22 protein-coding genes are annotated in these 21,048 nt (G+C 57.0%); 13 read left to right on the forward strand and 9 right to left on the reverse strand.

The window, feature by feature from the left end; translation table 11 throughout:
• Positions 1-167 precede the first annotated feature (167 nt).
• Positions 168-578, forward strand: a complete 411-nt coding sequence (locus tag ACOTXI_RS20855; protein ID WP_023292569.1) for a YybH family protein — start codon at positions 168-170, stop codon at positions 576-578.
• A gap of 43 nt (positions 579-621) precedes the next feature.
• Here ACOTXI_RS20855 and ACOTXI_RS20860 read toward each other — a convergent pair whose 3' ends face one another.
• Complete coding sequence (locus ACOTXI_RS20860; protein ID WP_032651675.1) at positions 622-1,077, reverse strand: hypothetical protein; 456 nt, start codon at positions 1,075-1,077, stop codon at positions 622-624.
• A 398-nt stretch (positions 1,078-1,475) separates the two neighbouring features.
• Positions 1,476-1,979, reverse strand: a complete 504-nt coding sequence (locus ACOTXI_RS20865) for a winged helix-turn-helix transcriptional regulator (protein ID WP_023292571.1) — start codon at positions 1,977-1,979, stop codon at positions 1,476-1,478.
• 61 nt (positions 1,980-2,040) lie between these two features.
• Between ACOTXI_RS20865 and ACOTXI_RS20870 the strand changes: the two genes are divergently transcribed.
• Positions 2,041-2,277, forward strand: a complete 237-nt coding sequence (locus tag ACOTXI_RS20870) for a tautomerase family protein (RefSeq protein ID WP_021241201.1) — start codon at positions 2,041-2,043, stop codon at positions 2,275-2,277.
• Between the two features lie 65 nt (positions 2,278-2,342).
• On the opposite strand, the gene ACOTXI_RS20875 is transcribed toward ACOTXI_RS20870, so the two are convergent.
• Entirely contained in the window at positions 2,343-3,227 is an 885-nt protein-coding gene (locus ACOTXI_RS20875; RefSeq protein ID WP_023292572.1) for a LysR family transcriptional regulator, read from the reverse strand.
• Between the two features lie 114 nt (positions 3,228-3,341).
• Here ACOTXI_RS20875 and ACOTXI_RS20880 point away from each other — a divergent pair, with 114 nt between their 5' ends.
• The 9 genes from ACOTXI_RS20880 to clcB all read left to right on the forward strand — a co-directional run bounded on the left by ACOTXI_RS20880 (position 3,342) and on the right by clcB (position 12,430).
• Complete coding sequence (locus ACOTXI_RS20880; protein WP_058653646.1) at positions 3,342-4,469, forward strand: alpha/beta hydrolase; 1,128 nt, start codon at positions 3,342-3,344, stop codon at positions 4,467-4,469.
• Positions 4,470-4,518: 49 nt separating this feature from the next.
• Positions 4,519-5,703: an MFS transporter gene (locus ACOTXI_RS20885; RefSeq protein ID WP_058653648.1), complete on the forward strand. Its 1,185-nt coding sequence runs from the start codon at positions 4,519-4,521 to the stop codon at positions 5,701-5,703.
• 84 nt (positions 5,704-5,787) lie between these two features.
• On the forward strand, positions 5,788-6,411 hold the full coding sequence (locus ACOTXI_RS20890; protein ID WP_058653650.1) for a glutathione S-transferase family protein: 624 nt from the start codon (positions 5,788-5,790) through the stop codon (positions 6,409-6,411).
• 159 nt (positions 6,412-6,570) lie between these two features.
• Positions 6,571-7,308 (forward strand): YoaK family protein, encoded by a 738-nt coding sequence (locus tag ACOTXI_RS20895; protein ID WP_058653651.1) that lies wholly within the window; start codon positions 6,571-6,573, stop codon positions 7,306-7,308.
• Positions 7,309-7,584: 276 nt separating this feature from the next.
• A complete protein-coding gene (gene osmY / locus ACOTXI_RS20900) occupies positions 7,585-8,295 on the forward strand; it encodes an osmoprotectant ABC transporter permease OsmY (RefSeq protein ID WP_032651665.1) in 711 nt (236 codons plus the stop codon).
• 18 nt (positions 8,296-8,313) lie between these two features.
• On the forward strand, positions 8,314-9,213 hold the full coding sequence (osmX, locus tag ACOTXI_RS20905; RefSeq protein ID WP_047748307.1) for an osmoprotectant ABC transporter substrate-binding protein OsmX: 900 nt from the start codon (positions 8,314-8,316) through the stop codon (positions 9,211-9,213).
• 8 nt (positions 9,214-9,221) lie between these two features.
• Positions 9,222-9,869 carry an osmoprotectant ABC transporter permease OsmW gene (gene osmW / locus ACOTXI_RS20910; RefSeq protein ID WP_014169860.1) on the forward strand — a complete coding sequence of 216 codons (648 nt, stop codon included), beginning with the start codon at positions 9,222-9,224 and terminating at the stop codon, positions 9,867-9,869.
• Positions 9,869-11,017 carry an osmoprotectant ABC transporter ATP-binding protein OsmV gene (osmV, locus tag ACOTXI_RS20915; protein WP_087855392.1) on the forward strand — a complete coding sequence of 383 codons (1,149 nt, stop codon included), beginning with the start codon at positions 9,869-9,871 and terminating at the stop codon, positions 11,015-11,017. The genes osmW and osmV overlap by 1 nt, the downstream gene beginning before the upstream one ends.
• 102 nt (positions 11,018-11,119) lie before the next feature.
• Positions 11,120-12,430 (forward strand): voltage-gated ClC-type chloride channel ClcB, encoded by a 1,311-nt coding sequence (clcB, locus tag ACOTXI_RS20920; protein ID WP_065365817.1) that lies wholly within the window; start codon positions 11,120-11,122, stop codon positions 12,428-12,430.
• On the opposite strand, the gene bioD is transcribed toward clcB, so the two are convergent.
• The 3 genes from bioD to ACOTXI_RS20935 all read right to left on the reverse strand — a co-directional run bounded on the left by bioD (position 12,365) and on the right by ACOTXI_RS20935 (position 15,438).
• Positions 12,365-13,060: a dethiobiotin synthase gene (gene bioD, locus ACOTXI_RS20925; protein ID WP_008502446.1), complete on the reverse strand. Its 696-nt coding sequence runs from the start codon at positions 13,058-13,060 to the stop codon at positions 12,365-12,367. The two genes, clcB and bioD, sit on opposite strands and share 66 nt — an antisense overlap.
• A 130-nt stretch (positions 13,061-13,190) precedes the next feature.
• Positions 13,191-14,411: a sugar metabolism global transcriptional regulator Mlc gene (gene mlc, locus ACOTXI_RS20930; protein ID WP_008502447.1), complete on the reverse strand. Its 1,221-nt coding sequence runs from the start codon at positions 14,409-14,411 to the stop codon at positions 13,191-13,193.
• A gap of 94 nt (positions 14,412-14,505) precedes the next feature.
• Entirely contained in the window at positions 14,506-15,438 is a 933-nt protein-coding gene (locus ACOTXI_RS20935) for a LysR family transcriptional regulator (RefSeq protein ID WP_023292581.1), read from the reverse strand.
• Positions 15,439-15,559: 121 nt separating this feature from the next.
• Here ACOTXI_RS20935 and ACOTXI_RS20940 point away from each other — a divergent pair, with 121 nt between their 5' ends.
• On the forward strand, positions 15,560-16,813 hold the full coding sequence (locus tag ACOTXI_RS20940) for an MFS transporter (RefSeq protein WP_058653657.1): 1,254 nt from the start codon (positions 15,560-15,562) through the stop codon (positions 16,811-16,813).
• Between the two features lie 75 nt (positions 16,814-16,888).
• Here ACOTXI_RS20940 and ACOTXI_RS20945 read toward each other — a convergent pair whose 3' ends face one another.
• The 3 genes from ACOTXI_RS20945 to ACOTXI_RS20955 form a co-directional block, all read right to left on the reverse strand.
• Entirely contained in the window at positions 16,889-18,280 is a 1,392-nt protein-coding gene (locus ACOTXI_RS20945; protein WP_058653659.1) for an APC family permease, read from the reverse strand.
• Positions 18,270-18,464 (reverse strand): hypothetical protein, encoded by a 195-nt coding sequence (locus ACOTXI_RS20950; RefSeq protein ID WP_023292583.1) that lies wholly within the window; start codon positions 18,462-18,464, stop codon positions 18,270-18,272. The genes ACOTXI_RS20945 and ACOTXI_RS20950 overlap by 11 nt, the downstream gene beginning before the upstream one ends.
• Positions 18,465-18,636: 172 nt before the next feature.
• Positions 18,637-20,055, reverse strand: a complete 1,419-nt coding sequence (locus ACOTXI_RS20955; RefSeq protein WP_008502452.1) for a glutamine synthetase family protein — start codon at positions 20,053-20,055, stop codon at positions 18,637-18,639.
• Between the two features lie 214 nt (positions 20,056-20,269).
• On the opposite strand from ACOTXI_RS20955, the gene puuD reads away from it, so the two are divergent.
• A complete protein-coding gene (gene puuD, locus ACOTXI_RS20960) occupies positions 20,270-21,034 on the forward strand; it encodes a gamma-glutamyl-gamma-aminobutyrate hydrolase (RefSeq protein ID WP_023292584.1) in 765 nt (254 codons plus the stop codon).
• Positions 21,035-21,048: the final 14 nt, after the last annotated feature.

A 21,048-nucleotide genomic window follows, 5' to 3' on the forward strand; every position in this document is an offset into this window, starting at 1 on the left:
ATCAGACACCGTCTGAATTTGCAGCGGGCTGGAGAAAGGGTCATTCTGAGAATGAAGATTCCGACGTTACTAACTGAGTGTTGTATCTAATCGTGGGGGCAGGTCAGCTATACAAACACGCCAGACTGTTAAGTTAATACGCTTTCCCCCTCTCTGAGAAAATACGCATGACCCCACACCCGCTGCGCCAGATAATCGAATCCTGCGATCGCGCCATCACCACCAAAAACTATGACGCGCTGATGAAACACTACGCCGAAGATGCAGCTCTGGTGGTCAAGCCCGGAATGGTTGTTAAAGGCAAAGACAACATACGCAGCGCGTTTGTTGCCATCTCGGATTATTTCCAGGACCAATTGATTGTGGAACAAGGAGAGATGCAGGTGATCGAAGGCGGTGACAATGCCCTCGTTATTATGGAAACCGTTCTGCGTTTTCCTGATGGTCAGGGTGGAATAACGGAAATGTCGCGCCGCGCGACCTATGTTTTTCGGCAGGAAAGCGACGGTCGCTGGCTTTGTACTATCGACAACTCCTACGGCACGTCGCTTCTGGATACCGGGAACCGATCGCGTTAATCACACTTTCAAAGGGGCGCTGCCGCCCCTCCATGCCAGCCCCTTAATGCGCAGTAATGCGCGGCTCCTTCACAAACTCAGCCAGCAGCCACACCATATCGTGCAGCAGGCCTGTCAGCTCCTTCACTACGTGAGCGGGCAGCGTTCCCCCCATAACGGCTTGCGTCAGCGCCAGAACATAGTCCACCTGCGTTAAGGTGTCTTGCCAGCAGTCGGGCACGCAGGAGTTGGTTTTCTCACCCATGATCAACTGTTCAATCAGGTATGGCGGAAGATCGGCATCGCAGAGTGCGCGCAGCCTGCGCAGAGCCTCAAGGAGACGCTCGCACAGCGCAGTACGGCTCGCGACATCATCGGTTTCGACCAGCACGCTCACCAGCGCGGCGCAGTTGTCGGCGACGTCAAAGAGATCGGCATCGGCCGGAAGCGGTCGGGAGATACGTTGCAGAATGACGTTTTCGTCAGACGGGAGATAAGTCAATGTTGGGATAGTCGCCATACAAGGCTTCCTTCTATATGGAGTTTATTTAACCACCCTTTGAGTTCCTACGCTCGGGGGGTAGCGCTGACAGAGGTAGGAATACCGCCCATATAGAAAACGGCCAGCCTTACGGCTGCTCCGTCAGCGCCACCGTTATTGTAACGAGATCGGCACTGCTGCGACATACGTAATGTCACTATATGGTTGACGGGTTCCTACGCCCGATTGCGGATGTGCCGCAACGCAGGCACTTTACGACCGCGCCTCGTAGAGGAAAAGACATAACGCTGAATTTCATAAGGTTACTTTTCGGTTTGCGAGGCGCCTTCCAGAATGACAACGCTGCCCTAAATTTTAAGGGTATCAATCACCGCTCTCGCTGGGCTTTGACTCCCGGCATTCCTTCAACCGCAGCTTTAAGCGTCAGTATGGTCAGGCGCCTGGGGCATGGCGGCGGAGTATTGGCTGTCGTGAAACGTTAACCGAACGTTTTTAGGATCAACGAACTTACCGTCGACGGTAACATAGGCGCTATTCACCACTTCTCCACTTTCTTTGTCTGTTAAGGCAATATGCGGTGCGTCGTGCAGTATGTTTTTATGACCCCACTCCATCAAAGAGAAAAGAATCGGCGCAAGGCTGCGGCTTTTGGCGGTAAGAACATACTCATACCGTTCACGCGCCCCTTCTTCCTGATAAGGGATTTTGCAAAGCAGGCCGAGTTCAGTCATTTTTTTTAACCGGTTCGCCAGCGTCTGCCGGGTGATTTTTGTATGATCCCGTATCGTTTCAAAGCGTGTTACCCCATAAAACGCCTCTCTCAGAATCAACAAAACCCATTGATCGCCAAGAAGCTCAGCGGCCGCCGCTAACCCACAAAGCTCAGGTAATAAGTACGGTAATGATTTATTTTTTGACATCTCTTCGTTTGCCTCGTAACCTGAGTATGATTTAAAGACTCAGTTATTTAAGGAGAATACAATGCCCTTCGTAAATGTGCAAACCATTAAAGGAATGATGAATTCGGAGCAAAAAAAAGAACTGCTACGTCGTATGACTGACCTTATTGTTGAAATTGAGGGAAACGGCGATCCTGAATTCCGGCGTTCAGTATGGATCCGTATTGACGAGCATGAACCGGAACAGTGGAGTCTTGGGGGAATACAGCCCACATCTGAAATGATTGCTGCAAAATTTGCCTCACCACAGCGGTCCTGATTTATTTTTAGTCATAGCTCACCGGCGGGCAGTTTGAATGTCCGCTCTCGTGATGTTATGCCGCCCTAAATTTTCAGCGTATCGATCACAGCCCTCAGGGCAGGCGACACGTTGCGGTGCGGATAATAGAGATACAACCCGTCCATGCGCAGGCTATAGCGCTGCAACACCCGGATAAGCGTTCCGCGCTCCAGATCGTCAGCCACCAGCTCCACCGGGACATAGGCCAGCCCAAGCCCCAGCCGGGCGGCCTCGGCTTCCATGTAGCTGTCAGACAGCGCCCATTGCCCCTCTGGCCGATGGGTGATTTTTTTCCCGTCCTGCACCAGTTCCCACTGATAGTCACTACCGTCGGCAAACTGATAGGCAATGCAGGGATGGGCCACTAAATCGGCTGGCGTCTGCGGAAAACCGTAGCGTCTGAAGTGTTCCGGGGCAGCCACCGCGGCCATTTCCATATCAGGCGTGATACGCACGGCAATCATTCCCTGCCCCACTTCCGGCCCCAGTCTGACACCCGCATCGAACCGCTCGGCGATAATGTCGACGAAGCGGCTTTCATTGATCAGTTCCAGCCTGATGTCCGGGTAACGCTGTTTAAAAATGGCGAGCTTTGGCAGCAGACATTTATCGATAGCGTGCTGGCTGGCATTAATACGCACCGTGCCGGACGGCGTCTGACGATAGTGTGCCAGGGTCGCCAGACCCGTATCGAGCGTATCGAATGCAGACTCGGCGGTCTGATAAAGCTGTTCCCCGGCATGGGTGAGCGAGAGCTTGCGCGTGGTGCGGACCAGAAGTTGAACGCCCAATCGCTCTTCCAGTTCGCGAACCGAGCGGCTGATCCCGGATTGCGCCAGCCCAAGCCGAAGCGCGGCCGCCGTGAAGCTCCCCTCCCGTACCACCTGCATGAACAGGTACAGCTCATTATAGTTTTCCCGTTTCGCCATCATCCCCACCCATTTATAACAATATGATATGAATCATAGCAGCTTTCGCCCTCTAATCAGCACTATTTCTGCTAACTATAATGACCGCAACACAACAACCCAGGGTTCATTTCTATGAAAACATTTACCCAAAAACTGTCCGTTGCGATGCTGCTATGTGCATCATTAAGTGGAGTGACAACAATGAGTTATGCAGAAACCACCAACCCAAACGCGCCTGTTTCGATGGTGAGCACATGGGATAAAACCTTTGCCGAAAGTGACAAAGTCGATCACCGTAAGGTGTCCTTCCAGAACCGATACGGGATCACTTTGGTAGGCGATCTGTATCTTCCCAAAAACCGCGGCGACCGCAAGCTGGCGGCGATTGCGGTCAGCGGGCCATTTGGCGCGGTCAAAGAGCAGTCCAGCGGCCTGTATGCGCAAACCCTGGCAGAAAATGGGTTTGTAACCCTGGCGTTCGATCCGTCCTATACGGGCGAAAGCGGTGGCCAGCCGCGCAACGTAGCGTCTCCGGATATCAACACCGAAGACTTTAGCGCGGCGGTGGACTTCCTCGGTTTGCAGAAAGAGGTTGATCGTAACCGCATTGGTATTCTCGGCATCTGCGGCTGGGGCGGTATGGCGCTCAACGCAGCATCCATGGACACCCGCGTGAAGGCGGTCGCCACCAGCGTGATGTATGACATGAGCCGGGCGATGGGCCACGGCGTGGGCGACGGGAAAGATCGCTATTCAACGTCTGACCGCCGTGCCGTTCTGCAGTATCTGAACGCACAGCGCTGGAAAGATGCTGAGAACGGTACCTTCGCGCACGGCGGCCATGACATTTATGTCGATAAGAACGGCAAGGTGACGGCAGCTGAACGTATTCTGCCGGAGGCGTTACCTGACAACCCGAATCCGGTACTCAAAGAATTCTTTGACTACTACCGTATGCCGCGCGGCTTCCATGCGCGCTCCGTCAACTCCACCGGCGCGTGGACCGCGACCACGCCATTATCATTTATGAATATGCCGCTGCTGAGCTACGGCAGGGAAATTACTATCCCAACGCTTATCGTAACCGGTGAAAAGGCACACTCCCGCTACTTTGCTGAAGATGCGTTTAAAGCGGTCGGCAGCAAGCAGAAGGAACTGGTGATTGTCCCGGGCGCAAACCATGTCGATCTCTACGATAATGCTGCCGGGAAGATCCCCTTCGGCCAGTTTGAGCAGTTCTTCAAAACCAACCTGAAATAAACCTCTACGCCACCCGCCCTATACGGGTGGCTCTTTGTGAAATCTGACTATGTTTACACTGAGCCGCACCACATCACAGAACACAGAGCATGCACACTGGAGTGGCTTTTTTGCCATGACCCTGTGCGTATTTGTCTTGATTGCCTCGGAATTTATGCCCGTCAGCCTGCTTACTCCCCTTGCCAGAGATTTGGGCGTTACGGAGGGTCTCGCTGGCCAGGGGATCGCGATTTCCGGCGCGCTGGCGGTGCTGACCAGCCTCTTCCTTTCCCGGCTTGCCGGGAATATAAACCGCAAACACCTTCTTCTGGGCATGACGCTCCTGATGGCGCTCTCGGGGATGATTATCGCTTTCGCCCCAAACTATCTGGTTTACATGACAGGCCGCGCGCTGATCGGTATCGCTATAGGCGGGTTCTGGTCCATGTCTGCCGCAACGGCCATTCGCCTTGTTCCGCCGCATAAGGTTGCGCGCGCGCTGGCCATTTTCAACGGCGGTAACGCGCTGGCAACGGTGGTGGCCGCCCCGCTTGGCAGCTATCTTGGGGCCACTATTGGCTGGCGCGGCGCATTTCTTTGTCTGGTGCCCGTGGCGATAGTCGCGTTCATCTGGCAGTGTTTAAGCCTGCCTGACATGAACGCGCGTAAAAACGGTACATCACGAGGAAGTGTTTTTCGGTTATTCCGCCAGCCTGCCGTTTCCGTTGGTCTGCTGGCCTGCGGCCTGTTCTTTATGGGGCAGTTTGCGCTGTTTACCTATCTGCGCCCGTTCCTTGAAACCGTCACCCGGGTGAGCGGAGCCGGGCTGTCGCTAATTTTGCTCACCATAGGCGTTGCGGGTTTTGTGGGCACCCTTTTCGTTGCCCTGGTGCTTAATGCCGCGTTTTACATAACGCTGATCGCGATCCCTCTACTGATGGCGGCCATCGCAGTCGCGTTGATTCTCGCCGGGCATAACGTGTGGATTGTGGCTCTGCTGTCAGGCCTATGGGGAATGCTGGCAACATCAGCGCCGACGGGGTGGTGGACGTGGATTGCGCGAACGCTGCCGAAGGATGCTGAAGCCGGCGGTGGACTGATGGTCGCGGTGATCCAGCTCGCCATTGCGCTCGGCTCAACGGCGGGCGGTATAGCCTTCGATCGTTATAGCTGGCAGAGCACGTTTGCATTGAGTGGCATAGTGCTCCTCTTTGCGGCAGCGCTAACGTTTCTGCTTTCGCGTCTTCACAAATAACGCGCCGGATGATTTTTTGACGCTTTTCTTCACCGATCGTGTATTGTTTTTAAACAATAACATCCTCTAAAGGACACCTGCGCAATGATCACCATCCTCGGCAAAACCACCTCCATCAACGTTCGTAAAGTGCTCTGGACCTGCGAAGAAGCGGGCATAGCCTATCAGCAGGAAGATTACGGCAGCGGTTTCGCCTCGACGGAAACGGATGCCTTTCGCGCCCTGAACCCCAACGCCATGGTGCCGGTGCTGATTGACGGTGATTTCGTGCTGTGGGAGTCCAATTCCATCTGCCGTTATCTGGCGCGCAAGGCCGAACGTCACGATCTGCTGCCTGCCGCACCGCAGGCTTGCGCCAACGTTGAGCGCTGGATGGACTGGCAGGCCACTGAATTTAATAACGCCTGGCGCTATGTCTTCCCGGCGCTGGGGCGTAAAAACCCGGACTTTAACGACCCTGAGCGAATTGCGGCGGGAATCAAAGAGTGGAACCACTGCATCACCATTCTGGAAAACCAGCTGCAGCGCACCGGGTCCTTTGCGGCGGGCGAGACGTTTACCCTCGCGGACGTGGTGCTTGGGCTGTCGGTGAATCGCTGGAAAATGACGCCGTTTGATAAGCCAGACGTGCCCGCCATTGAGGCCTGGTTCGAGCGCCTTAACCAGCGTCCGGCATTTTTGCGTCACGGCAATAACGGCATGATATAAAACTTAATGCCTGAATGAATACCGCAACGAGGCTGTTTTATTTAATTACGAAACCCTGATTGTCGTCAGAGGGAATAATAATTAAGCCATATCCTGGACAGCCCGTTGCACCGCTTTGCTAGCCTGAATAGTCAGGCAAAGCTCAACCCGGAGGTATTCTTGCTGATTAAACTCAAGAAAGAACGAACGCATACGGAGGATCGCCGGCTTGCTCTCTGGCTGGCGACCTCAGCAGGTTTGCTGAACGCCATCGCCCTCGGGGCATTTGGCTTTTTCCCCTCACACATGACCGGCAACACCTCACAGTTATCCAGCGAAGTTTCTTCTACCGATCTGAGCGATATTATTTTCTTCGGCTCGATAATTCTCTCTTTTGTGGCTGGCGCCATTATTGCGCGCACGATCGTCATATGGGGAATTATCCATAACGTCAGGCTGGTTTTTTGCCAGATCCTTTTTGTCGAGGGGATATTACTGACCGGCGTTTCCTTCTACGAAATGTATTTCCATGCGCTCACCAGCAATCGCGAAATTATTCTATTTCTCTGCTTTCTGATGGGCATTCATAATTCCACCTCCACGCAGCTTTCCGGCGGACGGGTAAGATCGACGCACATTACCGGCACGCTAACGGACGCGGGGATTTCCCTGGCCTCCGTCATGGTGGCGATGCTGCGCAGGGATTACTCCAAAGATACGGCGGCGCAAAAAAGCCAGCTAAAAACCCACTTAACCACCCTGTTTTCGTTCATCACGGGCGGCATCGCGGGGCTGCTGCTGTTCCGATGGATTGGCTTTAACGCCATGCTGGCGCTGGGGGTGATGCTCGCGTTTGTCGCCACCGTTTCAATTATCACCGTCTCGTCGCGGGTTCGACGGGTTCGTGCCCCTCTATGAAGGTAATGACCTGTAATCGGCGTAAGCGCCCTTTAAATGTGACACTGTCACATTTAAATATTCGCTTTAGGACTATTCTGCCCGCCCCACAATCAGGCCTTATGCCATAAGGCCTGACCTCAGGTTGCCACTAGTTTCATAGGGTTACTGATTTTGCCCCTTCGCTGGAACCCTTCCCAAACGCTTGCTATAGGTCAATTACCCCTGCCGAAACATGGCATAACAACAGGCAACCGGTGGTTGCTATAACGCATGCGCACAGGGAGACACACCGCAATGCACCCATTATTCAAACGTTCGCTGCTGTTTGTCGGCGCCATTATCATGGTTCTCGCCCTCCTCGTCTGGGGGATCGGGCTGGAGACCCTCAGAGCGCGTCAGGTTGACCTGATCTATCTCGGGCAACAGCATATGATTCTGGTTTTCTCATCAATGTTCTTTGCCCTGCTGGTGGGTATTCCGGCCGGTATTCTGCTGAGCCGCCCGGCCGCGCGGGGTATCGCCGAATATGTGATGCAAATCTTCAACGTCGGCAACACGCTGCCGCCGCTGGCCGTGCTGGCCCTAGCGATGGTGGTGATTGGCATTGGCGATACGCCCGCCATCATCGCCCTGTTCCTCGCCTCGCTGCTGCCGATCGTGCGCAACACCTATGCCGGGCTGTGCTCGGTCCCGCCGTCGCTGCTGGAAGCGGCAAACGGCATCGGGATGACCAAATGGCAGCGTCTGCGCCAGGTTGAGCTGCCTGCCGCCTGGCCGGTCATGCTCTCGGGGATCCGCATCGCCACCGCCATTAACGTCGGTACCGCACCGCTGGCGTTCCTGATCGGTGCCAGCAGCTACGGCGAGCTGATTTTCCCCGGCATTTACCTGAACGATTTTCCGACCCTGATCCTCGGCGCGGCGGCCACCGCCCTGTTCGCCCTGATCCTCGATACCCTGCTGGCGGCGCTGGGCCGCGTGATGAGTCCCCATCTCGCTCGATAACAATAACAAGGAGCTTTTATGAGACTGTTTTCCGGCCTGACGGCGCTGTGTGCCGCGGCGCTGTTCACCGGCCAGGCGATGGCGGCCCCGCTGATTCTGGCGACCAAGAGCTTTACCGAGCAGCACATTCTCTCGGCGATGACCGTGCAGTACCTGCAGAAGAAAGGATTCCAGGTTCAGCCGCAAACCAATATCGCCACGGTGATCTCCCGTAACGCGATGATCAACAAGCAGATTGACATGACCTGGGAGTACACCGGCACGTCATTAATCATCTTCAACCACATCAACAAGCGCATGTCGCCCCAGGAGTCTTACGAGACGGTGAAACGTCTGGACGCGAAGCACGGTCTGGTCTGGCTCAAGCCCGCCGACATGAACAACACCTATGCGTTCGCGATGCAGCGCAAGCGCGCCGAGGCGGAACATATCAACACCATGTCGGACATGGTGGCGAAGATTGAGCAGATCCGTAAAACCAACCCGGACAAAAACTGGCTGCTGGGCCTAGACCTGGAATTTGCCGGGCGCAGCGACGGCATGAAGCCGCTTCAGGCCGCCTATAAGATGGACCTGGACCGCCCGCAGATCCGTCAGATGGACCCCGGTCTGGTCTATAACGCGGTGCGCGACGGCTTCGTCGACGCCGGGCTGATTTATACCACCGACGGGCGCGTGAAGGGCTTCGACCTCAAGGTGCTGGAAGATGATAAAGGCTTCTTCCCGAGCTATGCCGTCACCCCGGTGGTGCGTAAGGACACGCTGGAGGCCAATCCGGGCCTGGAAGAGGCGCTCAACACCCTCTCGGCCCAGCTCAACAACGACGTTATCACCGAACTGAACAAGAAGGTGGATATCGACCATCAGTCACCGCAGCAGGTCGCCCGTGATTTCCTGCGTAGCAAACAGCTGCTGTAGGAGGCGCTATGGAGACGATTCACTACATTCTGGACAACTGGGACTACCTCTTAACCCTGACGCTGCAGCATCTGTGGCTGGTAGCGCTGGCCGTGGGCTTAGCCATTCTCATCGGCGTCCCGCTGGGCATTCTGATTGTTCGCCACAAGTGGCTGGCGACGCCGGTGCTGGGGATTGCCACCATCGTGCTGACCATTCCGTCCATTGCGCTGTTTGGCCTGATGATCCCGCTCTTTTCGCTGATCGGTCAGGGGATTGGCGCCCTGCCCGCGATCACGGCGGTGTTTCTCTACTCGCTGCTGCCGATTGTGCGTAACACCCATACGGCGCTCGACAGCCTGCCTCCGGGCCTGCGTGAAGCCGGACGCGGCATCGGCATGACCTTCTGGCAGCGCCTGCGCTGGGTCGAAATTCCGATGGCGCTGCCGGTGATTTTCGGCGGGATCCGCACCGCCGTGGTGATGAACATCGGCGTGATGGCGATTGCTGCGGTGATCGGCGCGGGCGGTCTGGGCCTGCTGCTGCTCAACGGCATCGGCGGAAGCGATATTCGCATGCTGATTGCGGGCGCGCTGATGATTTGTCTTTTAGCGATTGTGCTCGACTGGCTGCTGCACCGTCTGCAGGTGGTTCTGACTCCAAAGGGGATTCGATAATGATAAAACTGGAAAACCTCACCAAACACTTTTCACAGAAGCACGGCCAGACCTTTAAGGCCGTCGACAACGTCAACCTGAACGTGCCCGAAGGGGAAATGTGCGTCCTGCTCGGCCCGTCCGGCTGCGGGAAGACCACCACCCTGAAGATGATTAACCGCCTCATTACGCCGAGCAGCGGGACGATCCTGATCAACGGCGAAGACACCAGCGGGATGGACACCGTCACCCTGCGCCGCAACATCGGCTACGTGATCCAGCAGATTGGCCTGTTCCCGAACATGACCATCGAAGAGAACATCACCGTCGTACCGCGCATGCTGGGCTGGGATAAAGCGCGCTGTAAAACCCGCGCCGAAGAGCTGATGGATATGGTGGCGCTGGATCCGCATAAATTCCTCAACCGCTACCCGCGCGAGATGTCCGGCGGCCAGCAGCAGCGCATCGGCGTGATCCGCGCCCTGGCGGCAGATCCTCCGGTGCTGCTGATGGATGAGCCCTTCGGCGCGGTGGACCCGATCAACCGCGAGGTGATCCAGAACCAGTTCCTCGAGATGCAGCGCAAGCTGAAAAAAACCGTCATGCTGGTCAGCCACGATATCGATGAAGCCCTGAAGCTGGGCGACCGTATTGCGGTGTTCCGTCAGGGGAAAATCGTGCAGTGCGCCAGCCCGGACGAACTGCTGGCGAAACCGGCGAATGAGTTTGTCGGCTCGTTTGTCGGTCAGGACCGCACGCTGAAGCGCCTGCTGCTGGTCTCCGCCGGAGACGTCACCGACCAGCAGCCGACCATTACGGTGCGGGGTTCGACGCCGCTGCCAGAAGCCTTTGCCACCATGGATGATAACGATATCCGCGCCATCACCGTGGTGGACGAGCAAGGCAAGCCGCTGGGCTTTGTGAAGCGTCGCGAAGCGCGTAACGCCAGCGGGATCTGCGCCGACATCCTGCATCCGTTCCGCATGACCGGCAAAGCCGAAGACAACCTGCGCGTGGTGCTGTCACGCCTGTATGAGAGCAACACCAGCTGGATGCCGATCGTGGATGATGACGGGCGCTACAACGGCGAGATTTCTCAGGACTATATTGCCGAGTATCTCAGTTCAGGTCGTACGCGTCGGGCGTTGAATATACATAGCGAGAGCTAATCTTTCCGGCCGGGCATTGCCCGGCTTTTCCGCACGCATACCTTTTGCTAACCCCGCGATTTCCCGCCACAATATTGTATCTTTCCCGTTTACTCGCGACCCATGCAACGTCTTCATACGTACCCCGACATCCGCGCGATGTTTCGTCGACTGCTGATTGCTACCGTCACCGGCGTGCTTGCCGCGCTGGCCGTTGCGGTGTTCCGCCACAGCATGTATCTGCTGGAGTGGTTGCTTCTCAGCAACGACAGCGGCAGCCTGGTGAATGCCGCCGCGTCGCTCTCACCCTGGCGGCGCGCGCTGACGCCCGCGCTGGGCGGGCTGGCTGCGGGACTGTTACTATGGGGATGGCAACGGCTGACCGCCCAGCGGCCTCATGCCCCCACCGATTATATGGAAGCGCTCGAGACCGGCGACGGTCAGTTTGATTACGGCGCCAGCCTGGTGAAATCCCTTGCCTCGCTGCTTGTCGTGGCAAGCGGAAGCGCCATCGGGCGTGAAGGGGCGATGATCCTGCTTGCCGCCCTCGACGCCTCCTTTTTTGCCCGGCGCTTTACGCCCAAATCTGAATGGAAGTTATGGATCGCCTGCGGCGCCGCGGCCGGGATGGCCAGCGCCTACCATGCTCCGTTAGCCGGAAGCCTGTTCATTGCGGAGATTCTGTTTGGCACCCTGATGCTGGCCTCGCTCGGGCCCGTGGTTATCGCGGCGGTAGTGGCGCTTCTCACCACGCAGCTCCTGGCGCCGGGAACCGGCACGCTCTACGCGGTCCATTTGAGCGGCACACTCTCCGCAACTGATTATGCCCTGCTGGTCGCCATGGGGCTGCTGGCGGGTCTTTGCGGGCCGCTGCTGATGTGGCTGATGGCGTTTAGCCATAGGCTGTTCCTGCGCCTTAAGCTTTCGCCGCCGTGGCAGCTGGCGCTCGGCGGTGCGATCGTCGGGCTGCTGTCTCTTCTGACGCCGAAGGTGTGGGGGAACGGCTATAGCGTGGTGCAGGCTTTTCTGCTCGCCCCACCGCTGCTGTCGATCGTTGCAGGCGTCTTTATCTGTAAACTGCTGGCGGTGCTGGCGAGCAGCGGATCGGGCGCGCCGGGCGGGGTGTTCACGCCCACGCTGTTTGTCGGCATGGCGACAGGGATGCTGTTTGCACAGCTTTTCGCGCTGTGGCTGCCGGGCGCTGAGACGGCGATTCTGCTTGGGCTGGCGGGGATGGCGACGCTACTCGCCGCGACCACGCATGCGCCCATTATGTCGGCGCTGATGGTCTGTGAAATGACCGGGCAATATTTTTTACTGCCCGGTTTGCTGGTCGCCTGCGTGCTGGCGTCCGTGCTGTCGCGGACGTTACGCCACGACTCGATCTACGGTCAACACGCCACTGAGGGCAGAGAGATCGATGTACTGCGCTAGCTCGCGCTGCTCGGCGCGAGGCAGATAAGGCAGTTCACCCACCAGTGGTCCGGGTAGTTTGGTGCTCAGCACGTCGATGATTTCCGCATAGTGCGCCAGACCAGGGTTGATGCGGTTGGCCACCCAGCCAACCAGCGGCAGGCCGTCATTGGCAATCGCCTGCGCCGTCAGCAGCGCATGGTTGATGCACCCTTCCTGGATCCCCACCACCATCACCACCGGAAGCTGTTCCTGCACCACCCATTCCGACAGCGGGCGCAGATCGTTCATCAGGCTGCGCCAGCCGCCCGTGCCTTCCACCACCACGTGATCGACCTTCTCGCACAGGCTCGCCAGACCGTTGGACAGCAGAGGGTAATTAATCAGGCCGCTGTGCGCCACGCTGCTCTCCTCTTCGCTTAACGCAATAGGATTGATCGCGTGATAAGGCAGTTCCAGTGACGAGACGCTTTGCAGTACCAGGGCGTCTTTATTACGCAATCCCTCTGGCGTCTCTTTACTCCCTTTTGCGACCGGTTTGTACCCTGCCACGCGTTTACCGCTTGCTGCCAGCGCCTGCAGCAATGCGCGGGATACAACGGTCTTGCCGACAGAGGTATCTGTACCAGTAACAAAGAAACGCTTAAGCATGACTCACTCCACCTCTTGGGTATGCTTCGAAAATATAAACCAGGTAAATAATTCAGTGGAGGAAGTCTACGGGATGCGTGCGCTACCCGGCTTGAGATAGCGCAATTTTTCTTACATCTGCAAAAAAGAGTTAACCCTGTAACAGGCGGATCAACAGCGAGCCGTTATACATGGCATCTTTGACCAGCGCCGCGCCGGCCATCGTGCCCTGATTGGAAAACTGGGTACTTTCTACCGCAATGTTCCGGCTGTAGGCGGGAAGCGACTGCTGCTGAATACAGGCCGTAATCGCCGGGAAGAGGATCTCCGCCGCCTGGCTCAGCGGTGAGCCAATAAGGATTTTTTGCGGGTTGAAGAGGTTCACCATAATCGCCAGAATGCGGCCAACGTTATTCCCCACCCCGGTAATGATGTCCTTCGCCAGCAGATCGCCCTGACGCGCGGCGGCGCAGAGAGAATCGACCGTGAGGGGTTGTCCGTGCAGCGAGGAGCTCATGGACTGGCTGAGCCTGACCTGCGCCAGCTCCAGCACGCTTTCCACGCTGGCAATGGTCTCCAGACAGCCGTGGTTACCGCAGTAGCAGCGCTTACCGTATGGGTCGACCTGGGTATGGCCAATTTCCACCAGACTGCTGCTTCCGGCGTGGAGAAGACGTCCGTCGGTAATGACGCCTGCCCCGACGTTATGATCGATAACCACCTGAATCACATCCCTCGCCCCGCGTGACGCGCCGAACAGCGCCTCCGCCATGGTCCAGGCGCTGATGTCATGCTGAATATAGACCGGCACGCCGGTATGGTTTTTCAGCACTTCGCCCAGCGGCATCTCTTTAACATCGTCGTAAAACGGCATGCGGTGAACAATGCCATTTTCGGTATCAATAATACCCGGCATGGTGATGGCAATCGCCGTTAAGCGTTCAAGCTTCTGCTGGTGACGAATAAAGAAGCGATCGATATGCGAAACAATCGCGTCGAGGAGCGGTTCCTCAGCGTTGAGCGGCAGATCAAGACGGTCTTCCACCACCAGCTTGCTGCTGAGATCGCGCAGCGCAAGGAAGATCTCCCCCCGGCTGATCCGCAGCGACAGGTAGTGCCAGGCTTCCGTTTCCACCACCAGCCCGACTGCCGGACGGCCACGGCTGCCCGGCTCCTGAATTTCCGTCTCCTGAACCAGGTGCGCTTCCAGCATCTCGCGGACAATCTTGGTAATACTGGCGGGTGCCAGCTGTGCCAGGCGCGAAAGATCGATACGCGAAACCGGACCAAGCTGATCAATCAGGCGATACACCGCGCCAGCGTTGGTCTGCTTAATCTGATCAATATGCCCTGGCTGACTATCAGCGACCACCTCGTACTCCCTTATTTTCGAGCTTCGAAATAAACTGTTGGCTATGGTGAAGCACTTGCAGGGCTGCCGTCAAATATTTACTTAGCCATGTGATTTACTGCACATTTTTGCCCACTTTTCCCTGAAAATGCCGCCCGGCGGAGGCGTTCATCAACTGCTGTTTGAAGCGCTGTGCGGCATGGCTCTGTTCGCGATGTTTTGCCCAGACCAGCCACATCTCTGAAACGGCATCCTCTTCGGCGATGGTCACCCAGCGCATTTCGCGCAGTTGTACCCGTTTAAAGGAGGCCGGAAGAATAGACACCCCCAGCCCGGCGGCGACCAGGCCGATAATGGTCATCGCTTCCCCGACTTCCTGGGTGATGACCGGGGCAAGATCGTAGCGGCGCATCAGCCCCAGGATATCGTCATACAGACCCGTTCCGACCTGCGGGTCAAAAAAGACAAACGGCTCGTTTGCCAGCTCTGCCAGCGAAACCGCCGGACGCGACGCCAGCGGGTGATCGTGCGGGATCATGGCCATCAGCGGCTCGCGCAGGATCACCTCCCACGCCAGCGAGTCCGGCAGCTGGGTATTACGCATCAGCCCCAGATCCAGCGAACCTTCATTGAGCGGCGCGATCTGCTCGCGGGTGTTGATCTCGCGCGTTTGAATATGAACATCCGGGAAATGGCGACGGAATGACGACAGGGTTTCCGAGACGGCGCTGATAAACGGTGCCGACGAGGTAAACCCGATGCGCAACTCTCCGGCCTCCCCGAGATAGAGCCGTTCTGCCCGGGCGGCGGCGTCCTCGACCATGCTCAGAATTTGTCGGCTATCGATGAGAAACTGCTTACCCGCCGCCGTCAGGCTCACGCTGCGGTTGGTGCGGGCCAGAAGGCGCGCCCCGACCTGCTGCTCCAGGATCTGAATCTGCTGGCTTAAGGGCGGCTGAGAAATGTTCAGCCGTGCAGCCGCGCGGCCAAAATGCAGCTCTTCAGCGACGGCGACAAAGTAGCGGAGATGACGCAGCTCGATATTCATATTTCTAAAGTATCATTTGAGATTATTAATATATTAGACAGAATATTTACATTTTCCTACCCTTATCAGGTGGTCATACCCGTCACCAGAAATCACGGGGATGTTTAAGCAAGGAAACTGTGTGAGTCGTACAACTGCCATTGATATCGATCCGGCGAGCGATATCGATGATTTACCTGCAACATCGCAGCCGGTTCAGTTCATTAAACGTGGTACCCCCCAATTTATGCGCGTCACGCTGGCGCTCTTCTCCGCCGGTCTGGCGACCTTCGCCCTGCTCTATTGCGTTCAGCCGATCCTGCCCGTGCTCTCCCATGAGTTTGGCGTTTCACCCGCCAGCAGCAGCGTATCCCTCTCTATTTCAACCGGTATGCTGGCGGTTGGCCTGCTCTTTACCGGGCCGCTGTCCGACGCCATCGGCCGTAAACAGGTGATGGTAACCGCGCTGATGCTGGCCTCGGTTTGTACGCTACTCTCGACCATGATGACCAGCTGGCACGGCATCCTGGTGATGCGTGCGCTGATCGGGCTCTCGCTCAGCGGCGTGGCGGCGGTCGGGATGACCTACCTCAGCGAGGAGATCCACCCGAGCTTTGTTGCCTTCTCTATGGGGCTATACATCAGCGGGAACTCGATTGGCGGGATGAGCGGACGTCTGCTGAGCGGGGTATTCACGGACTTCTTTAGCTGGCGTATTGCGCTGGCGGTCATCGGCTGTTTCGCACTGGCTTCTGCCCTGATGTTCTGGAAAATTCTGCCGGAATCGCGTCATTTCCGCCCGACATCGCTGCGCCCGAAAACGCTGTTTATCAACTTCCGCCTGCACTGGCGCGACAAGGGGCTGCCGCGCCTGTTCCTGACCGGCTTCCTGCTGATGGGCTCGTTCGTCACGCTGTTTAACTATATTGGCTATCGCCTGATGCTCTCGCCGTGGCATCTGAGCCAGGCTCTTGTCGGTTTACTCTCGGTTGCGTATTTGACCGGAACGTGGAGTTCACCGAAGGCCGGGGCAATGACCGCCCGCTATGGCCGCGGCCCGGTCATGCTGTTCTTCACGGCGGTGATGCTGGTCGGCCTGCTGCTGACGCTTTTCTCCTCCCTGTGGCTGATTTTTGCCGGCATGCTGCTCTTTTCTGCGGGGTTCTTCGCCGCCCACTCGGTCGCCAGCAGCTGGATTGGCCCGCGCGCGCGTCGCGCCAAGGGCCAGGCATCCTCGCTGTATCTGTTTAGCTATTACCTGGGGTCCAGCATCGCCGGGACGCTCGGCGGCGTGTTCTGGCATAGCTACGGCTGGAACGGCGTGGGCGGGTTTATTGCGCTGATGCTGTGCGCGGCGTTGCTGGTGGGGGGAAGCCTGCATAAACGTCTGAAATAATACGCCTGCGGGTTGATATCCGGTAAGACGCGTCATTCAGAAAAACGGCACCAGCGTACTGGTGCCGTTTCACGTTCAGGAATCCCAGGCCTGTTCTATCTTACCGGCTTCAAACTGCGGAGGCGGTTTTCGGAAACGGCGCGTGAGCCATGTCAGGTAAAGGATCCCCAGTGCCGCCCAGATGAGGCCAAGCGTCAGGGACGTCGCTTCGAGGTTTATCCACAGCACGCCGACCGTGACGGCACCAATGAGCGGCAGCAGGAGATAGTGGAACCGATCTTTCCACGTTTTGTTCATCCCCTTGCGCCGCCAGAAATGGTTGTACACCGAGAGATTAACAAACGTAAACGCCACCAGCGCGCCAAAGTTGATCAGCGCCGTCGCGGTCACGAGATCAAAGTACAGGGCCGACAGCGCCACTATCCCAACCATAATGACGTTCAGGGCTGGCGTACGCCATTTCGGATGCACGTAGCCAAACACCCGCTCCGGAAACACGTTGTCACGCCCCATCACATACAGTAAGCGAGAGACGCTGGCGTGCGAGGCCAGGCCTGAAGCGAGCGTATTCACAAACGTGGTACACAGAAACACCGACTGGAAGAGCTTGCCGCCCACGTACAGCGCGATTTCCGGCAGCGCGGCGTCCGGGTTTTTGAAGCGCGCGATCGTCGGGAAAAAGAGCTGCATGAAAAACGAGGCAACAATAAATATCAGCCCGCCATACAAAGCGGTGAGGAAGATGGCTTTGGGGATCACCCGCGCCGCGTTTGGCGTCTCTTCCGACAGCGTGGTGACCGCGTCAAAGCCGAGGAAAGAGAAGCAGACGATAGTCGCGCCGGTAATAATCGGGATCAGGTGTGCGTTCTCGCTGATAAACGGCTGGAGCGACCAGACGGTGCCGACGCCCTCTCCCTTATGCAGACCGTGCACCACCAGTGTGACAAACACCACCATGATGGCGATCTGCACCAGCACAAACAGGGTGTTAAAGTTGGCGACCAGATTCACACTCTTCAGGTTCGCCAGCGTCAGGATCGTTACAAACCCCACCACCCAGACCCACGGCGGGACTTCAGGGAACAGCGCGGAAAGGTAGATCTTCGCCAGCAGCACGTTGATCATCGGCAGGAAGAGATAATCCAGCAGCGATGACCAGCCGACCATAAAACCTAAATGGGGGCCGATCGATTTCTGCGTGTAGGTGTACGCGGAGCCCGCTTCCGGGAACTGTCGTACCAGTTTGCCGTAGCTGATGGCGGTAAACATAACGCCCGCCAGCGCCAGGAGATACGAGGCGGGCACGTGGCCGTTGCTGATACCGGACACAATACCGAAGGTATCAAACACGGTCATGGGGGTGAGATAAGCCAGCCCCATCATGACCACCTGCCAGAGCTTGAGGGAACTGCGCAGCCGGGTTCTGCCGGCCATGCGCGGCGAGTCAAGAGAGGTGTTAGTCGCCATAAACCGTCCCCCCCATGCTTACCGTGGTTTGCAATCGCGCTGTCCTTAACGCAAACCTGCTTAGCAAAGGGGGAAGTTGTAAAGAACACACGCGATCGTACCAGCGCACCGTCTCTGGCTCGCACTCACAGCAGGCGCCTGACTGGCCCCCTTCGCCCTGCGGATAGTTGAACATCTGCATCATTTCCTACCTCGTCACACAGTGTCGTTAAGAAAATCCCTGTGCCGCCTGCGCTCCATAACGCGACTCCCGGGAGAAAGCTGGCGTGCCAGCGAACAGTTAGGCCAGGCTCCGCGCAGGCCGTTTGGTGATACGTGTCAGATGAAACAAAGCGGCCCCTTACCGGGGCACGTCATCAGGCGTTTTTCAGCATCCACTCAATTTCCGTTTCGGTAATCAGGCGTTCAAACTGCAGCAATTCATCGTTTTTGCAGGCGTGATAGACGTGGCAAAAACGTTCGCCCAGCCGCTCGCGAAGGCTATCGTTTTGCATAAATTCCCACAGCGCATCGCTCTGACGAATCGGGAACGGCAGTCCGTCCTGCTCCAGACCGTTGCCTTCCACTTCTTCCTGCAGGGGTAAATCGTTATCCAGCCCATGTAAAATGCCGGCAAAAATTGCCGCCATCACCAGATACGGATTCGCGTCAGCGCCCGCCACCCGGTACTCGACCCGATGGTTATGGCGATCGCCGCAGGGGATACGCAGGGCAACGGTGCGATTGTTGTGTCCCCATGACGCCTGCGTCGGCACGTACATCCCCGGCTGGAAACGGCGGTAGGAGTTGACGTTCGGTGCCAGCAGCGCCATGGACGCAGGCATCAGGTCGATCATCCCGGCCAGCGCGCGTTTCAGCAGCGCGGAATCCTCGCCGTTGGCGTCTGCGAGCACGTTTTCGCCTCGGTTGTTTTGCATGCTGATGTGGATATGCATCCCGCTGCCCGCATGTTCTTCATACGGCTTTGCCATAAACGTGGCGTGCATCTTATGTTTTTCCGCCATCTGCCTGACGAGACGTTTAAGCGCCAGCGCATCATCGCAGGCATCGAGCACGTTTTCCGTATGGTGCAGGTTTATCTCAAACTGGCCCGGGGAGGCCTCAGCCACTGCCCCGTCGGCGGGGATCAGCTGCAGCTGCGCCAGTTCGTCAATATCGTTCAGCACGTCAGCAAAATGGTTAAGATTATCAACCGAGTAGACCTGACTCTGCGTGTTACGCACGTCGGTCCCCGGCGCGCAGGGTGGCTGCAGATAGCCGTCAGCATCGCGTTTACGGTCAAGTAAATAGAACTCCAGCTCTACCGCTACCACGGGGAACAGGCCGCGCTGGCGCAGCTGCTGCCAGAGTCGGTTGAGTACGTTCCGCGGCTCAACGTCAAAGGGAGCGCCATCTTCATCGACCATGGTGAGCTGCACCTGACCAATGTATTCCGGGTCGGCGGCGGACGGCGTCAGGGTGCCCGGCACCGGCACGCAGATACAGTCCGGCTCGCCGAGCTCCTGCCCCAGACCCGCCTCTTCCACGACGTTACCTAAAATGTCCATGGCGAAAACCGATGCCGGGAAATAGCAGCCTTTTTCAAGCTTGCTCAGTCCGGCAACCGGGATGCGCTTGCCGCGAAAACAGCCGTTCAGGTCGGTCAGGAGGACATCAATAAACTGGGTGTCAGGATACTTTTCTAAATAGCGCTTCACTTCCTGCGTAAAGGCGCTGCCCCGCCTCTCATCCGTGTGCTGCACAAAGTTCTCAACTTCTACGATATTGGTTTCCATGATTTACCACCGTTTTTGGGATTTGCGTTCGCTGCTCTGGACTGTCAAATATAATGTCCACCCTATCGAATCTGTATGCAAATAAATTGTTTGTCAAATGTTAAATTTAGTTTGCAAAAGGCAGATCCCGTTGCTAGATTGAGAAAATATTGAACGAAAAGGCCGTTTATCAGGCGAAAATGGCCTAAATTTAGTCCACTTTGTGAGGGCGATCATGGAAAATATAATGAACAAGCCAGTTATTGGCGTGGTGATGTGTAGAAACAGGCTTAAGGGTCATGAGACCCAGACCCTGCAAGAAAAGTACCTGAATGCCATTATTAACGCGGGGGGTTTACCGATTGCCTTACCGCATGCGCTGGCAGAGCCAGAGCTGCTCACCGCTCTGCTGCCCACCCTGGACGGGATTTACCTGCCGGGCAGCCCAAGTAACGTGCAGCCGCACCTTTATGGTGAAAACGGCGATGAGCCTGACGCCGATCCCGGGCGAGATCTTCTGAGTATGGCGCTGATTGCCGCCGCGCTCGAAAGGCGCATCCCCATTTTCGCCATCTGCCGGGGGCTGCAGGAACTCGTTGTTGCGACGGGGGGGACGCTGTATCGCCGCCTGTTCGAGCAGAACGACCTGCTCGAGCACCGGGAAGATCCTGAACTGCCGGTTGAGCTACAATACGCCCCGTCTCATGAAGTTCAGGTTCAGGAGGGAGGACTGCTGTCTCAATTAATACCAGGCTGTAACACATTTTGGGTAAACTCGTTACACGGGCAAGGTGCACGAACGTTAGGACCACGGCTTCGCGTGGAGGCCCGCTCGACGGATGGGCTGGTCGAGGCGGTCAGCGTTCATGACCACCCTTTTGCCCTCGGCGTGCAATGGCACCCCGAATGGAACAGCAGCGAGTACGCCCTGTCCCGTATGTTGTTTGAAGGTTTTATCACCGCCTGTCAAAGCCACATTGCCGAGAAGCAACGGCTTTGACCACTACCGTAAAG

Source organism: Enterobacter cloacae complex sp. BZL2005, from assembly GCF_049238885.1.
GTDB classification, from domain to species: Bacteria; Pseudomonadota; Gammaproteobacteria; order Enterobacterales; family Enterobacteriaceae; genus Enterobacter; species Enterobacter roggenkampii.

What these genes read in the sequence shown, in the direction of transcription:
- ACOTXI_RS20855 (WP_023292569.1), top strand. Translation starts at nt 168, where the DNA reads ATGACCCCACACCCGCTGCGCCAGATAATCGAATCCTGCGATCGCGCC.
- ACOTXI_RS20860 (WP_032651675.1), bottom strand. Translation starts at nt 1,077, where the DNA reads ATGGCGACTATCCCAACATTGACTTATCTCCCGTCTGACGAAAACGTC.
- ACOTXI_RS20865 (WP_023292571.1), bottom strand. Translation starts at nt 1,979, where the DNA reads ATGTCAAAAAATAAATCATTACCGTACTTATTACCTGAGCTTTGTGGG.
- ACOTXI_RS20870 (WP_021241201.1), top strand. Translation starts at nt 2,041, where the DNA reads ATGCCCTTCGTAAATGTGCAAACCATTAAAGGAATGATGAATTCGGAG.
- ACOTXI_RS20875 (WP_023292572.1), bottom strand. Translation starts at nt 3,227, where the DNA reads ATGGCGAAACGGGAAAACTATAATGAGCTGTACCTGTTCATGCAGGTG.
- ACOTXI_RS20880 (WP_058653646.1), top strand. Translation starts at nt 3,342, where the DNA reads ATGAAAACATTTACCCAAAAACTGTCCGTTGCGATGCTGCTATGTGCA.
- ACOTXI_RS20885 (WP_058653648.1), top strand. Translation starts at nt 4,519, where the DNA reads ATGTTTACACTGAGCCGCACCACATCACAGAACACAGAGCATGCACAC.
- ACOTXI_RS20890 (WP_058653650.1), top strand. Translation starts at nt 5,788, where the DNA reads ATGATCACCATCCTCGGCAAAACCACCTCCATCAACGTTCGTAAAGTG.
- osmY (WP_032651665.1), top strand. Translation starts at nt 7,585, where the DNA reads ATGCACCCATTATTCAAACGTTCGCTGCTGTTTGTCGGCGCCATTATC.
- osmX (WP_047748307.1), top strand. Translation starts at nt 8,314, where the DNA reads ATGAGACTGTTTTCCGGCCTGACGGCGCTGTGTGCCGCGGCGCTGTTC.
- osmW (WP_014169860.1), top strand. Translation starts at nt 9,222, where the DNA reads ATGGAGACGATTCACTACATTCTGGACAACTGGGACTACCTCTTAACC.
- osmV (WP_087855392.1), top strand. Translation starts at nt 9,869, where the DNA reads ATGATAAAACTGGAAAACCTCACCAAACACTTTTCACAGAAGCACGGC.
- clcB (WP_065365817.1), top strand. Translation starts at nt 11,120, where the DNA reads ATGCAACGTCTTCATACGTACCCCGACATCCGCGCGATGTTTCGTCGA.
- bioD (WP_008502446.1), bottom strand. Translation starts at nt 13,060, where the DNA reads ATGCTTAAGCGTTTCTTTGTTACTGGTACAGATACCTCTGTCGGCAAG.
- ACOTXI_RS20935 (WP_023292581.1), bottom strand. Translation starts at nt 15,438, where the DNA reads ATGAATATCGAGCTGCGTCATCTCCGCTACTTTGTCGCCGTCGCTGAA.
- ACOTXI_RS20945 (WP_058653659.1), bottom strand. Translation starts at nt 18,280, where the DNA reads ATGGCGACTAACACCTCTCTTGACTCGCCGCGCATGGCCGGCAGAACC.
- ACOTXI_RS20950 (WP_023292583.1), bottom strand. Translation starts at nt 18,464, where the DNA reads ATGATGCAGATGTTCAACTATCCGCAGGGCGAAGGGGGCCAGTCAGGC.
- ACOTXI_RS20955 (WP_008502452.1), bottom strand. Translation starts at nt 20,055, where the DNA reads ATGGAAACCAATATCGTAGAAGTTGAGAACTTTGTGCAGCACACGGAT.
- puuD (WP_023292584.1), top strand. Translation starts at nt 20,270, where the DNA reads ATGGAAAATATAATGAACAAGCCAGTTATTGGCGTGGTGATGTGTAGA.